The organism is Cupriavidus nantongensis, assembly GCF_001598055.1.
GTDB classification, from domain to species: domain Bacteria; phylum Pseudomonadota; class Gammaproteobacteria; order Burkholderiales; family Burkholderiaceae; genus Cupriavidus; species Cupriavidus nantongensis.
Genome location: NZ_CP014845.1, coordinates 1,349,406 through 1,362,444, shown reverse-complemented (window position 1 = coordinate 1,362,444; position 13,039 = coordinate 1,349,406). Strand labels below are relative to the sequence as shown.

Sequence of the window (13,039 nt, the reverse complement as noted above, 5' to 3'; positions counted from 1 at the left end):
TGGCTTAGGCGCGCGCCGCCTCTGTGACCACCCCCGCGCGCTGGCGGCTGACCATCAACGCCATCAGCGCCGCCACCAGGCAGGCCGCTCCCGCCGCGTAGAGCGCCGGCGTATAGGTCAGCAGCAGCGTACGGCTCAGGCCTGCGCCGAACGCCGCCACCGCCGCGCCGATCTGGTGCGCTGCGAAGATCCAGCCGAACACCATCGGCGCGCGCTCGCGCCCGAACGCGGTTGCCGCCAATTTGACCGTCGGCGGCACGGTGGCGATCCAGTCGAGGCCGTAGAACATCGCAAAGATCGACAGCCCGTACAGCGTGAAGGTGGAGTGCGGCAGCCAGAACAGCGACAGGCCGCGCAGCGCGTAGTACCAGAACAGCAGCTTGCGGCTGTCGTAGCGGTCCGAGAGCCAGCCCGACAGGATGGTGCCGACGAAATCGAACGCGCCCATCATGGCCAGCGCGGACGCCGCCGGCACCGGGCCCATGCCGAAGTCGCCGCACAGTGCGATGAAATGCGTCTGGATCAGGCCGTTGGTGCTCAGGCCGCAGATGAAGAAGGTGCCCGCCAGCACCCAGAACGCCTGGGTACGCGACGCTTCGCGCAGCACGCGGAACGGGCCTCTCAGCGTGAACGGCGTAGCAGGCTGGGGTGCGGGCGGTACGGCCGCGCTGGCCGGCGCTTCGCCGAACGCCGCCAGTCCCACATCGGCGGGCCGGCTGCGCATCAGCCCGAAAACCAGCAGCGCCAGCGCCGCGCACGCAACCAGCACCGGCAGCACGGCTACGCGCCAGCCCATATGCTCGATCAGCCAGGCCGCCACCGGCAGGAATGCCAGTTGCCCGGTGGCGGCGCTGGCCGTCAGGATGCCCATCACCAGGCCGCGCCGTGCGCTGAACCAGCGATTGGCAACGATGGCCGCCAGCACCAGCGCCGTCAGCCCCGAGCCGACGCCCAGCATCAGACCCCATGCCACAAAGAGCTGCCACAGCTCGGTCGACACAGTGGCCAGCGCCATGCCGCCGGCAATCAGCGCCAGCGCTGCGCAGACCACGTTGCGCACGCCGAAGCGATCCATCAGCAGCGCCGAGAACGGCGCCATCAGCCCGAACAGCGCAAAGCGGAACGCCAGGATCGACGAGATCTGGTCGGTGTTCCAGCCCATCTCGCGGCTCATCGGCTGCAGGAAGGCCCCGGGCAGGCCAAGCGCGGCCGAAGTGGTGAGCATGACCAGGAAGGTCAGGGCGGCGATCAGCCACGCGTAGTGGATGCCGCGCCGGTCGAGCCGGCGGGAAAGGGCTTGGGCGAACATGGGGCTCTCGTGGTCTCGGTTTCGGTGCGGGTCGGAAAGGGCAAAGGAAGGGCATCCCGCTGCGTTCGGCCGCGGGTTGTCGGTCAGTCTTCAGGAAAAAAGCTTGGGTACTAGGCGGTGCTGTCCAGCAGGTGAGCCCGCGCCGCGTTCAGCATCTCGTCGGAGAGCGGATCGCCTTCGGTGGCGCGCGCGAGCGTGAGGGCGCCGACCAGCAACGCCATTCGCACCAGCGCCTGGTCGTGGCGTACCTGCGGATCGTCCGACGCCACGGTCTGGGCCATGTCATCGATCATGATTCGCAGCCCTTCGGCATAGGCCTGGCGCACCGGTTTGCCGGCGGGCTCGCGGGCGACATCGACGGCCAGCGCGGCGGCCGCGCAGCCGACGCCTGGGTTGGCGCAATGCGCGGCGGTCAGGTAGGGCTCGACCAGGTTGGCGAGCATGGCCTTGCGGTCGCCGTCGGCACGTGCAAGGCGGCGCTCCCAGCGTGCGGTCGATTCCTCGAACGCGCGCTTGCAGGCCTGCGCCGCGAGCGCGTCCTTCGACGCAAAATGGCCGTAGAAGCCGCCATGGGTCAGGCCGGCGCCGGCCATCAGTTCCGCCACGCTGACCCCGTTGAGGCCGCGCTCGCGGAACAGCCGCGACGACGCTTGTTCGATCGCCTCGCGATTCTTGTCGGTTTGCTCGCGTGATGCGCGTGCCATCTGTAGACCTCGCTGGGGTTGGGCTTTCACGAAGCTTAGATGATGTGCATCATTTATTCAATAGATGTTGAGCATCATTTAATCGGTCTTGCCGAAGCGTAAATGTGCATACATAGGAATGCCTCTTCAGCAAGGTGAAGGGTTTTCCCGTATCGTCTTGCCTGATGATCGCCCCGGCTGCAGTGCGCCCCCGCACTGCGAACCCCGGCCCCGGCGGCAACCGGTAAAGAAAGTGTCCAACACAGCCCCCATTCAGACCGCCTCTGCGGCCGACGCCATGACCTCGCGCGAGCGGCGCGGCATGGCCGCCATCCTGATCGCCGTCGCCCTGGCCACGCTCGATACCGCCATCGCCAATACGGCGTTGCCATCGATTGCGGCGGACCTGCGCGCCACCCCGGCAGCCTCGGTGTGGGTGATCAACGCCTACCAGCTGGCGATGGTGGCGACGCTGCTGCCGTTCGCGGCGCTGGGCGGCGTGGTTGGCCACCGGCGCATCTACCTGGGCGGCGTGCTGCTGTTCACGGCCGCGTCGGTGGTGTGCGCGCTGGCGTGGTCGCTGCCGACGCTGGCCGCGGCGCGGGTGCTGCAGGGCATCGGCGCGGCGGCCGTCATGAGCGTCAACACGGCGCTGATCAGCGCGATCTTTCCGACCCACCGGCTTGGCCGCGGGCTGGGGCTGAATGCGCTGGTGGTCGGGGTTTCGTTCGCGGTGGGGCCGACGGTGGCGTCGGTGATCCTGTCGTTCGGCACGTGGCCGTGGCTGTTTGCCGTCAACCTGCCGATCGGCCTGCTGGCGCTGGCGATCGGGCGCGGCTCGCTGCCGCAGACGGCACGCAGCACGCACGGCTTCGATCGCGTGGCAGCGGGGCTCACCGTGATTGCCTTTGCCGCGCTGATCCTGGCGCTGGGCGAGGGCACCCAGCGCGCGCCGCTGCACTTGTCGCTGGCCGCGGCCGGCGTCTTCGTGGTGGCGTTCGGGCTGCTGCTGAGGCGCGAGCGCGGCCATCCGGCGCCGATGCTGCCGGTGGACCTGTTCCGGCGGCCGATGTTCGCGCTGTCGACGCTGACCGCGGTGTGTTCGTTCGCGGCGCAGGGGCTGGCCTTTGTGTCGCTGCCGTTCTATTTCCAGCACGTGCTGGGGCGAGGGCAGGTGGAAACCGGCTTCCTGCTGACGCCATGGTCCGTCGTGGTGGCGCTGATCGGACCGCTGGCCGGGCGCCTGTCCGACCGCTATCCGCCCGCCGTGCTCGGCGGCGTGGGCCTGGCCGTGCTCAGTGCCGGCATGCTGTCGCTGGCGCTGCTGCCGGCCAACCCCAGCGCGTTCGATATCGGCATCCGCATGTGCCTGTGCGGCGCCGGGTTCGGCTTCTTCCAGTCGCCCAATCTCAAGGCCTTGATGACCAGCGCCCCGCGCGAGCGCAGCGGCGGCGCCAGCGGCGTGGTGGCCACGGCCCGGCTGCTGGGGCAGGCCACGGGGGCGGCGCTGGTGGCATTGTGCTTCGGCATCGGCGGCGACCACGGGCCGGGTCTGGCGCTGGCGTTGGGCGCGGCGTTCGCTGGCGCCGGTGCCGTGGCCAGCTGGATGCGGCTGGCCGCTGACGCGCCGCGTCCGTAGCGGCGCGGGCCGCCGCTCGCTACTTCAGTTCAGGCGCGTGATCCGGTTCGGTGCGCCCGGACCGACCGGGGATTTCGCCCTGAAATAGCTTTCGAAGACATCGATATCGACCGGCCCGGCTTGCTGGTTCGTGCCTTGCGTCAGCACCGTGAAATTGTCGCCGCCGGACGCCATGAAGTTGTTCACCGTGACGCGGTAGGTCTTGGCGGGGTCGATGACGACGCCGTTGAGCCGCAGCGACGCCGGGTCGACGCGATTGCCCTGTCCCGCGGCGGCGCCTGCCGGCTTGCTCGCGTCCCAGGTATAGCTAAAGCCGCTGGAAACCTGCAGCACGCGACCGCCCGCAGGTTGAGGCGCCTCCCATTGCTGTTCCAGCAGCCGCAGGATTTGCGCGCCGGTCAGGTCCATCGTCACCATGCTGTTGCCGAAGGGCATCACGGCGTAGAGCTGCCCGAACGTGGTCTGGCCATTGGTGGCGGCGTCGTACGTCAGGTTCTGGCGCAGCCCGCCGGGATTGGTGAAGGCGATCACCGCCGGCCCGAATGATGCATCCGACGTGCCGGCCAGGTAGGCGTCCGCCACCAGGTCGCCCAGTGCCGACTCACCCGCCGCAGTCTGGGTGCGATCGATGCTCGCGGTGATGGCGCCCACCACCGCATTCTTGATCGGCGCGGTCAGTTCCACGTAACGGCTGACCATCGCGTCGACCGCGCTGTCCTTCGGCAGCGCCGTATAGCCGGCAGGCAGCGGGATCGGCTTGCCCTGGCTGTCCTTGATCACCAGATCGTTGACCGCCACGCGGTTGTTCGCCAGCTTGGACGAGACCCGGCGCGTGGCCGGATCGATGGTGATGTCGATTTCCGAAGCCAGCCGGCCGTAGAAGCCCGTCTGCGTCAGCAGCTTGCCGTCCGGCCGGGTGCAGACATATTCCTGGTGGGTGTGGCCGCTGACCACGATATCCACGGCGGGATCGAGCTTGTCGACGATCGACACGATGGCGCCGTTCAGTCCCGGGCAGCTCTTGTCGTTCACCGTGCCCGCCGTGGTCGATCCGCCTTCATGCAGCAACACCACGATCGCATTGACGTTCTGCTGGCGCAGTTCCGGAATCAGCTTGTTGACCGTGTCTGCCTCGGACTCGAACCTCAGGCCCGCCGTGCCCGCGGGCGTGACCACCGACGGCGTGTCCTTCAGCGTCATGCCGATAAAGGCGACCTTGGCCCAGTCGAAGGTCTTGATCTGGTACGCCGGCAACAGCGGCTTGCCGGTTGCCTGGTCAATGACGTTGGCGGCCAGGTACTTGAACTTCGCCCCGGCGTAGGCGCCGTTGGTCATGCACGTGTCCACGCCGACGATGCCGCGCCGTCCGTCGGCCGACCGCGGAAAGCAGCCCCCGTTCTGCAGCCGCAGCAGCTCATCGCGGCCCTTGTCGAACTCATGATTGCCCACCGATGAAATTTCCAGGCCCATCTGGCCCAGCACATCGATGGCCGGCTCCTCATGGAACGCCCCGGAAACCAGCGGCGAAGCGCCGACCATGTCGCCGGCAGCCACCACCACGTTATTCGGATTCTTCGCCTTCAGGGTCTGGATCAGCGCCGCCAGGTACGCGGCACCGCCCGCCGATACCCGGGTACCAGCCGGGTTGGCGGCATCCTGCACCACCACGCTGCCGCCCGGCGCTTCCAGGTTGCCGTGGAAATCATTAAGACCGATGATCTTGACCGATACCGGAGCATCCGCCACCGGAGCAGGGCTCGACGGCGCCGAACCGCCCTCGTCATTCCCGGAACCGCAGGCAGCAACGATGCCTGCAAGAGCGAGCGCACCCAGGCTCGCGACGACATACCGTTTGCGTGTCATGTGGCCAATCCTTTGGGAAGCGGCTGCAGGCAGCCACTCTATGGGCCCATCGTGACTGCTTCATGACGCGGGGATGTCATGCCATGGCGCTAACCTGAGGTGCAATCAACGCTATGCATCGAATGCCATGCATCCCAACCTGATCGCCTGCGCACTGGCCGTGTGCACGGGCATTACCCAAGCCGCCACCACCGAACTGCCGCCAGCCGTGGCACAGGCAAGCCGGCATGCCATGGCGGCCTGCCAGGAATACATGCATGACGACGCCGACGAATACCGCTCCTGCATCGACGCCATCGCCCACGAGATTCCGCGCGGCCGGAAGCATACGGCGGCGCGGTTGCTCGGGCATTACTACTATGCGTGGGTCGGGGCCAATAGTTCGGCGCGTTTGTCGCTGCCGGGGGCGCAGGCGGCGGCGCGGGTCTATTTGCGGGAGTTTCGGGTCTTGCAGCGCAAGCTGGGGGTGGATGACAAGACGCTGTGCAAGGCGGTGGAGGGGGATTGTGGGCAGAGGGTGGGGGTGATTGAAAAGATGGAGCGGGAGAAGGGTCGGTGAAATGCTCCAGGAATAGTTGCGCGCGATAGTTGCAGGCGGACTATTCGCTGTACGCGCGGAGTAGGTCGCGTATCTCTTCCTTGGTCAATTGGCCTGAGCCGAGCACAGCTGAAAAATCATCCTTCCCCAGTGGAAAGCGCTTGAGCAGCGCATGCAGGCTGTCCTTATCGAAGGGCGTTGCAGTCAGCGGGTCTAGCCAGAATTCTTCCGTTGCGTCCCGAGGCTGGAGCTTTGTGCCCTCCACATTGATGTAGACCTTGTATCGGACAAAGCCTTCCGGGAAGGCGCGATCGAAATATAGAGAGGTCCCTCGGGGAAGGATTGCGGCAGGGCTATCGGCATTTCCGCCAGTAAGCATCAATGGATACTGAAGCTTGTGCACCTTCGGAGTTTCTTCGTGCGCGAGCTGGTGTACCACGGTTGCGCCAACTATGGCTCCGATGACTGCGGAGAGGATCGGGGTTAGTAGGCGCTTCATGGTGCTATCCATTCTCGCTGACGCTCATTCGGTTTCGTCAATTGGCGCGTCCAAGCTGCTGGTGACAAGGTTCGCATCACGCAAGCGTTTGGCGTAGGCAACGAGGTCTTCAATGACTAGGCGTGACCTTGTCGTCCTGAATCGATTAGACGTGTTTCAGAGCCTCGGATCCGACAGGTCAATGTCCCATTGACAGATGGTAGTGCCATAGTGAGGCCACTACGGGCATGGTGTCGCCTTGCTTGAAATATCGCCGGGAGAGAACCTTAGTCGGTGTTATCCAGCAGCCGCTCTTGGGGCAAAATTGCCTGTCTTCGCAACTTAGGCGATATTCCTTAAGGGCTTCGGTCGATCGGACCGTTTTCCACAAAATGCCAGGTGGTATTCATGGCTTTCGTTACCGGCTCACCTTCGAGTTCCAAATTTGGCTCAAGCGCGCTTCCCGCCTTTTCATCGAGAGGCCACATATCGAGCCTAATAATTTTGTAGGCAGGCTGCATTGATAGACCTTCAACACAGAAGGCCAAGCTAAAATCACTGGCGCCTGCAATCCATTGTGATGGCACCCAAACGCCGGTGCGGGGACATATCTGTCCAGGGGATACTGAAAAATCGTCGTTGATCCTGTGCCTTGGATAGGTCTCTAATGAATTGAGTATGCCATATTTTTCCAGGAACCCTATTGACTGGGCCATGTCGCCGACATGGCTATCGTCCCGGTCAACAAAGGGTGACTCGATCGCATCTGCACCACGCTTGAGCCATTCCAAACCGCCCGAGCGGAGGTTGTTCAGCGTGACATGCCCGGTTCCACAAGCAGCGCTAAGCCGTTCGTGCGATTTTTTCCACTGTTTGGATTGTTCTTCGGTCATCCAACCGAGTGGTTGTTCAATGAGACCGCGATAGTCGGTGGTGGGCGAGTTAAGAAAACCAATCATAGGAATATAGTCGCCTCCGTCCTTAATGAACTTAATTCCGCGGCGAATGTTGTCGGCATGCTGTAGGTAGCGCGAAACCCAGTAATCCAGCCGAGCTTGGCGATGGAGTCCATGGCCGGTGATGAAGCTGTTGTACAGGGTGGCAAAATCTTCGCATAGCGTTGCACACAACTCGTAAAAGCGGAAAGACGTGGTCTGATAAAGAAACCACGCATCCTGATCCAGGTTGCGGGGGAGGTTGGGACTGGAAGAGACAACATTCGAGTAATTCGTTGCACTCATGGTGTAATGATAACTTTCGAGGCGACGCTATTACATAGATGGGATGAACGTGAGAGCACGTGAGGTCCTTTAAGGGCATTTATAGCCTTGGATCGGACTGGTCCACGTCCCATTGCCAAATAGTCGAGCCAAAGTCCGACGAAACGACGGGCATGATTCCGCCTTGCAGAAAAAAACGCCTCGAGCCTGCCTTAGCCGGAGTCATCCAGTAGCCGGTCTTGGGACATGGGAGATTGCTATCGGCACGCAGTCGCTCATGGCTTTCCGGCTGCAGTTGAGCGTCGGCTGCCTTCTCCACGAATGTCCAAGTCGTATCAACAGCCTGCGTTACAGGCGAACCTTTTGCGATCGCTTCATATTCGGCGGCCATCTCGTCGTCAAATCCTGCAAAAGGATTTGATACCTTGAGCCCAATTATCCGATAAGCGGGCTGCATCGGTTGGCCTTGAACGCAGAACGCTAGGCTAAAATTACTTTCGCCACCGAGCCATTGTGCTGGTACCCAAACGCCGGTACGTGGACAAGGTTCTCCGGGAGCAATCGTGAAAGCGGTGTCAATCGTATGTTGCGGATACTTTGACGGCGGAGATAGAATTCCAAAATCCTCGGCGTATTTAATGGAGTCAGCTCGATCGCCGGGATGACTATCATCTCGATCAAGATATTTTCGATCATTGATCGAGCCTCGATTCAACCACTGTCTGCCTTTGGTGCGATTGTTGCCAAGCGTTGTCTTGCCGGTACCACAGGCGTAACTCAGCCTTTGGAAAGTGTCATCCCACTGCTTGCGCTGCGCATCACTCATCCAGCCGAGGGGCTGCTCGACCAGCCCTCGGTAATCCGTCGTAGGCTCGTTGAGGAAACCGATCATCGGCATATAGTCGCCGCCATTCTCGATAAACTGGATGCCGCGTCGAATATTGTAAGCGTGCGTTAGGTAGCGGGACACCCAGTAGTCCAGTCGCGCCTGCCCATGGAGCCCATAGCCTGTAAGGAATTTGTTATACAATTCCGCAAAGTCCTCGCATAGATGCGCGCACCGTTGATAATAGGGCAGCGATGCCGATTGGTAAAGGAACCACGCGTCTTGGTCTAGGTCGCGTGTCGTTGTATAAGGTCGCAAATTCGCTTCGCTCATTGAATGTCGTCCGGTAATGCCAGGATGATTTCATTCGCCTGATTTTTATTCCAATCGGCAAATCCCCAGCCGGTTTCAAAAGGACCTTTTACATGCGAATCGTTGGCCTTCTCCCGTGCGACCGCTGTAGTTTTCCTGCCAGTGACGTCTGTCCACACGATCCGGGTATCCGGTTTACCATTACGATCCAAAAGATTCTCGCCAGACTCAAGGTCAATCCGTGGTCGTGAGGGTAGCAGGTCGTCGGGAGTTGGAAAGAAAACAATCTGATCCGCTCCACCAGGTAAGTGATATGGCGTCCCGTCCAAGGGTTGAGAGGCCGCGGGACCGCGCCAAACTTGGAATGCTTCCCCCGGGGGTACCTCGTAGACTACATATTGGCCATTCTGATTCCATTCAGGCTTGACGGCTAGCTTTTCGCGCCAATCCGCCCGACTCCTAAGGCTTTGAAAGGTCGTCTCGTCAACCCAGAAAATACCGCCGGCAGCATTTGTGGGATCTACGATACGATACAGTTTCCTCGGTCCCGTAATGGTATCAATTTTAAGTTGGTCTCTTTCGAAGGTGGCTATTAGGTTGGCATCGATCGCCGGTGGATTTGATTTGCCAGCGGCAGTTCTTTTTGCGAGCACGTCTTTCAGGGCTAACTCAGCCGCTATGGCTTCCTCATTGCTGGGGGCGGGGTGAGGGAGATCGTCGGCAATTCGCACCCATTTAGGTGGATTTTTATTTATCAATTGAGCTGCGCCTTGAGAGCTAATTGGTGCAATCCAGCCCTTATTATGCGTCTGGGTATAAGCAATCCAGGCGTGGTCGTCCAAGCGCTTCGCTGTAATTTTCAAGATCGTGCGAATCGGTGCCGTGAACCGCTCTAATTCGTTTGCGATCTGTTGCTTGTTCTTCGCAAGGAAATCTAGAAAATCGTTCAATTTCTCGCGCGTGGGGCCAGGGACGATATACTTCAATCTGCCGAGTAGCTTCTCGGTTTTGTCAGCGGCCGTGAGGAATTGGGTCCTCAACTTGGCGCCGTTGACCAAATTTGCGAGTTCAGCAATCTTCCGCGCGCAGAAGCGGTAGATGTCAGCCACGCCCTCCTTCGTCGCCCATTTCACGACCCGAGAACTGCTGAGAAACTCAGTAATTTTGGGCAGGGCGGCGTCGAGCGCCTGGTCAGTAGCACGGGCAAGCTTGGTCGCATCGAACAGGTCCTCTAGCCTACGCAAGTACTTGCGGATGTAAACAAAGGCGATCTTGATGACCCCCTTGATTACCGAGCCGACCTCGGGGAAGAAGCCGATAATGGTCAGGGCGATGAAGAAGAGGATCAGCTTGTTGCCGGGGTCTTTCCGATACGCACGAATATTTGCACAGAGGTCGCGGATGTCGCAGATCGTATCGACGATCGGAATCAGGGAGATGACCATGTCGGCCGCAATCTGACCGGCGGAACGGTCTTCATTGAAGTCGCCCTGAATCGCTTCCCATAGCCAAAGGCCGACCCCTTTGTCTTCAGGCTTGGCCTGGCCGTGAACAAGGCCCCATGCCTCTTCTGTCTGTTGTTGGGTGCTCATGCGGTCGTATTCGTCTGGTCCTGGTTTAGCCGTGCTTCCTCTTCACGGATGAGCGGTTCAGTGGCAGCCAGCAGGTCATCCAGAGAGGGCCGAGGCACGTCCTTTGCAGCCGGGTTGTTCTTGTACGTGAGCGTGGCTTGACCCCATGGCACGGCTTCTTCCCGCTGCTCGGCAACGCCATTCAGCTTGCCCGTACGCTTGGTGCCGTCGGCAAACGTGAGTTCGTATTCGATGTTGCGCATAGGCTGACCTTCATAGCCCAGCAGGCTCATCTCGATCCAGTTGGGCTGGCTTGCTGGAATTGGCAACGCCGGCAACGCCGCGGCATTCCCCCCAGCCCCCACCAACGGATGCCCAGCCCCCTTCACCGACAACAACCCCGGTGTCTCAAACGTAATCGCATTCCCATCCAGCACGATCCGCGACGAGCCGCCGTGCAGCACCACTTTCTTCTGCGCCAGCACCTCGATGCCGTCGGTCGATGAAGTCACCGTCACGGCCTTGTCCGCCATCACTGCCAGCGCATCGGTATGGGCCTGGATTGCGCGCCCCAGTTGGGGCCGGCTGCGGCAGTGGCCACGCGCACCCAGGCGGTGACCTGGGTCAGGTCGTCCTGGGCCGGGTCGGCGGCGGTGTCGGCCCTGGGGTCGGCCATCGGCGCGCGCAGCCAGGGCAGGCGCACGCGCACGCGGTGATCGCGCTCGGTGGTCAGCGGGGCGCCGCCTTCGGCGATGACGACGGCAGGCTGTCCTTCCGGAGCGGTGGGCTTGGGGCAGTACACCGGCACGATCGGGGCATCGGCGCGCACGGCTTCGAAGCGGTTGCGGTAGCTGCCGGCCTCGATGTCGGACAGGCCCAGCAGCAACGCTACCTCGGCCCCCAGGTTGTTGGCCGCTTCATGGCGCACGGCCAGCGTGACGAACTCGTTCGCGGCGGTGTCGAAGTGCCCGGTCAGCGTGAAGCGCTCGCCGGCGCCCAGGGCGCGGACGCTGCCTTCGCCTTCGTAGCGCAGGTAGCGGCTTTCATGCGCTTGCGCGCGCAGCTGCGCGGCGCGGCGGGCGGCGTCGGCGTCGGGGAAGCGGTACGTGCCGCGTGTTTCGAAGGACTCCAGCGTTGGCCATTCGCCCAGGCTTTCGCTGCCGGCGTCGGCCGCCGTGGCGGCAATGGCGGGGGACTGGCGCCTGTCATCCTGGCCGGATTGCCCGGCACGCCTTGCCGGTGCTCGAAGCGGTAGGGCAGGCCTTCCTCGGCCAGCAGGCGCGTGACTAAGCCAAAATCCGTCTCGCGGTACTGGCAGCAGATCGAGCGCTTGCGCAGCGGCTGGCTGACCGCCATGCGGAAATGGGCAAGCGGGTAGGTCGGCCAGCACGTCTTCGATGATCTCCAGCGCGGTCTTGTCTTGGTAGACGTAGCAGTCCGCCCGCGTGCGCAGGTGGTCGAACCAGGAACCCACCGTCAACCGGTAGCGGGCCAGGCCGCCGTCGCCGCCCAGGGCCGCGCAGGCTTGCACGTTGCCCGTGCCAAGCGCGCAGCTTCCCTTTGCAAAGATAGTCAGTTGCAGATTTCAGAGGGTTGGATCTGCTTGATTCGGATCCCATTGCCAAATGGTCGTGCCATAGTCGGAGGCGACTGGGGGCATCTCCTGGCCCTGCGGAAAATATCGGCGAGACCCCGACTTGGCCGGCGTCATCCAGTACCCGCCCTTTGGGCAGGGTTGCCCGGCTTCGCAGCGCAGACCCGTTGCCGCTACCGCATTCTGTTTAGCTTCCAGAACCGAATGGGCTTTTGCCCAATCGACAAGATCCTTGGGGTAGTAAAGATAGGTGTGAAGGCTGCTATCGTCGTCGATGCCAAGCAAGAGGACTGCCGCTCCAGCTTCAAAAGACCAATAGCCATAGTAGCCTCCGGTTCGACCTTGGGCGTCCGGCTTGTGTGCGTCGTGCCAAGGCGCTCCGGCAAGATCCTTATACCAGCGTTTAAGAAACTTCCGCAGATGCTTTAATGCATCCTTATTGTCGGCGCTGTCCATGGCATCGGCCAGGGATTCGAATGGCTCAGTCACGAGCAGCGTGTCACTCTCATAGCGGTCCATGGGAGCGTAGGAGAGAAAGTCCTCAATCAGGAAATCCATGCCGACATTATTCTTGTCCGGCCCGTCAAGAAGCTCCGCAACCCTGGGGAGCAAATCTCGGCGATGCAGGAGGTAGCAGAGACTAATCAAGCCCAAGCAAGGACAATATCCATCAAAAGAGTCGACTTGAAATCCGCTGGCGTTTGGATCTCTAGAGTATTCGCGAAGTTGATTGGTGGCCCGTTCGTAACCCTCCACGACTCCTTCAAGCTCACTGCGCATGGCTTCGATTGATTCTCCGCCGGTATACTTCAATACGAGGAGGTTGAATAAATCGAAAGCTATCATCCGGTATGAGATCAACCAGCCTTCCGCTTCAGAGCTACCAGATCTCGCGGGCTCCGATTCGAACAATTTGATTCCTTGTGGAATTTCTTTAAGGGCGAGCTGATAATTTTTTTCGCTTAAAAATTGTTGACGACGTTTTACGTGAAAATTCATCATCATC

At 61.6% G+C, this 13,039-nt stretch carries 11 protein-coding genes and 2 pseudogenes; 2 read left to right on the top strand and 11 right to left on the bottom strand.

Going from position 1 to position 13,039, the window contains the following annotated elements; genetic code table 11:
- Window positions 1-4: 4 nt before the first annotated feature.
- Both A2G96_RS27150 and A2G96_RS27145 read right to left on the bottom strand, forming a co-directional pair.
- The gene (locus tag A2G96_RS27150) at window positions 5-1,309 is read right to left on the bottom strand and encodes an MFS transporter (RefSeq protein ID WP_062803270.1); all 1,305 of its coding nucleotides are present in this window, start codon (window positions 1,307-1,309) and stop codon (window positions 5-7) included.
- A 110-nt stretch (window positions 1,310-1,419) separates the two neighbouring features.
- A complete protein-coding gene (locus A2G96_RS27145) occupies window positions 1,420-2,013 on the bottom strand; it encodes a TetR/AcrR family transcriptional regulator (RefSeq protein ID WP_062803269.1) in 594 nt (197 codons plus the stop codon).
- Window positions 2,014-2,290: 277 nt separating this feature from the next.
- Here A2G96_RS27145 and A2G96_RS27140 point away from each other — a divergent pair, with 277 nt between their 5' ends.
- Window positions 2,291-3,631 (top strand): MFS transporter, encoded by a 1,341-nt coding sequence (locus tag A2G96_RS27140; protein ID WP_062803268.1) that lies wholly within the window; start codon window positions 2,291-2,293, stop codon window positions 3,629-3,631.
- A gap of 24 nt (window positions 3,632-3,655) precedes the next feature.
- Here the strand turns inward: A2G96_RS27140 and A2G96_RS27135 are convergent, their stop codons facing one another.
- Window positions 3,656-5,494 carry a bifunctional metallophosphatase/5'-nucleotidase gene (locus A2G96_RS27135; protein WP_167354399.1) on the bottom strand — a complete coding sequence of 613 codons (1,839 nt, stop codon included), beginning with the start codon at window positions 5,492-5,494 and terminating at the stop codon, window positions 3,656-3,658.
- Between the two features lie 127 nt (window positions 5,495-5,621).
- On the opposite strand from A2G96_RS27135, the gene A2G96_RS27130 reads away from it, so the two are divergent.
- On the top strand, window positions 5,622-6,053 hold the full coding sequence (locus A2G96_RS27130) for a hypothetical protein (protein ID WP_231909667.1): 432 nt from the start codon (window positions 5,622-5,624) through the stop codon (window positions 6,051-6,053).
- Between the two features lie 40 nt (window positions 6,054-6,093).
- Here the strand turns inward: A2G96_RS27130 and A2G96_RS27125 are convergent, their stop codons facing one another.
- From A2G96_RS27125 to A2G96_RS27105, 8 genes and pseudogenes are all read right to left on the bottom strand, one after another.
- Complete coding sequence (locus tag A2G96_RS27125) at window positions 6,094-6,531, bottom strand: hypothetical protein (protein WP_062804152.1); 438 nt, start codon at window positions 6,529-6,531, stop codon at window positions 6,094-6,096.
- 335 nt (window positions 6,532-6,866) lie between these two features.
- Window positions 6,867-7,751 (bottom strand): hypothetical protein, encoded by an 885-nt coding sequence (locus A2G96_RS32840; RefSeq protein ID WP_335340554.1) that lies wholly within the window; start codon window positions 7,749-7,751, stop codon window positions 6,867-6,869.
- Window positions 7,752-7,830: 79 nt separating this feature from the next.
- Window positions 7,831-8,889 carry a hypothetical protein gene (locus A2G96_RS32835; protein ID WP_082819113.1) on the bottom strand — a complete coding sequence of 353 codons (1,059 nt, stop codon included), beginning with the start codon at window positions 8,887-8,889 and terminating at the stop codon, window positions 7,831-7,833.
- Entirely contained in the window at window positions 8,886-10,460 is a 1,575-nt protein-coding gene (locus tag A2G96_RS27120) for a hypothetical protein (protein ID WP_062803267.1), read from the bottom strand. Before A2G96_RS27120 ends, A2G96_RS32835 begins: the two co-directional genes overlap by 4 nt.
- Window positions 10,457-10,972, bottom strand: a complete 516-nt coding sequence (locus tag A2G96_RS34465) for a DUF2345 domain-containing protein (RefSeq protein WP_062803266.1) — start codon at window positions 10,970-10,972, stop codon at window positions 10,457-10,459. Before A2G96_RS34465 ends, A2G96_RS27120 begins: the two co-directional genes overlap by 4 nt.
- A pseudogene (locus tag A2G96_RS34460) lies at window positions 10,972-11,795 on the bottom strand (contractile injection system protein, VgrG/Pvc8 family). The gene A2G96_RS34465 and the pseudogene A2G96_RS34460 overlap by 1 nt, the downstream one beginning before the upstream one ends.
- A gap of 79 nt (window positions 11,796-11,874) precedes the next feature.
- Window positions 11,875-11,970: pseudogene (locus tag A2G96_RS34455) on the bottom strand (hypothetical protein); the annotation flags it as partial.
- Window positions 11,971-12,024: 54 nt separating this feature from the next.
- Window positions 12,025-13,038, bottom strand: coding sequence for a PoNe immunity protein domain-containing protein (locus A2G96_RS27105; protein WP_082819112.1), 1,014 nt, complete (start codon window positions 13,036-13,038; stop codon window positions 12,025-12,027).
- Window position 13,039 lies beyond the last annotated feature (1 nt).

Excerpts from the sequence above, each read along its gene's own strand:
- A2G96_RS27125 (WP_062804152.1), bottom strand. The coding sequence starts at position 6,531 with ATGAAGCGCCTACTAACCCCGATCCTCTCCGCAGTCATCGGAGCCATA.
- A2G96_RS27150 (WP_062803270.1), bottom strand. The coding sequence starts at position 1,309 with ATGTTCGCCCAAGCCCTTTCCCGCCGGCTCGACCGGCGCGGCATCCAC.
- A2G96_RS27120 (WP_062803267.1), bottom strand. The coding sequence starts at position 10,460 with ATGAGCACCCAACAACAGACAGAAGAGGCATGGGGCCTTGTTCACGGC.
- A2G96_RS27105 (WP_082819112.1), bottom strand. The coding sequence starts at position 13,038 with ATGATGATGAATTTTCACGTAAAACGTCGTCAACAATTTTTAAGCGAA.
- A2G96_RS27145 (WP_062803269.1), bottom strand. The coding sequence starts at position 2,013 with ATGGCACGCGCATCACGCGAGCAAACCGACAAGAATCGCGAGGCGATC.
- A2G96_RS27135 (WP_167354399.1), bottom strand. The coding sequence starts at position 5,494 with ATGACACGCAAACGGTATGTCGTCGCGAGCCTGGGTGCGCTCGCTCTT.
- A2G96_RS34465 (WP_062803266.1), bottom strand. The coding sequence starts at position 10,972 with ATGGCGGACAAGGCCGTGACGGTGACTTCATCGACCGACGGCATCGAG.
- A2G96_RS27130 (WP_231909667.1), top strand. The coding sequence starts at position 5,622 with ATGCATCCCAACCTGATCGCCTGCGCACTGGCCGTGTGCACGGGCATT.
- A2G96_RS32835 (WP_082819113.1), bottom strand. The coding sequence starts at position 8,889 with ATGAGCGAAGCGAATTTGCGACCTTATACAACGACACGCGACCTAGAC.
- A2G96_RS27140 (WP_062803268.1), top strand. The coding sequence starts at position 2,291 with ATGACCTCGCGCGAGCGGCGCGGCATGGCCGCCATCCTGATCGCCGTC.
- A2G96_RS32840 (WP_335340554.1), bottom strand. The coding sequence starts at position 7,751 with ATGAGTGCAACGAATTACTCGAATGTTGTCTCTTCCAGTCCCAACCTC.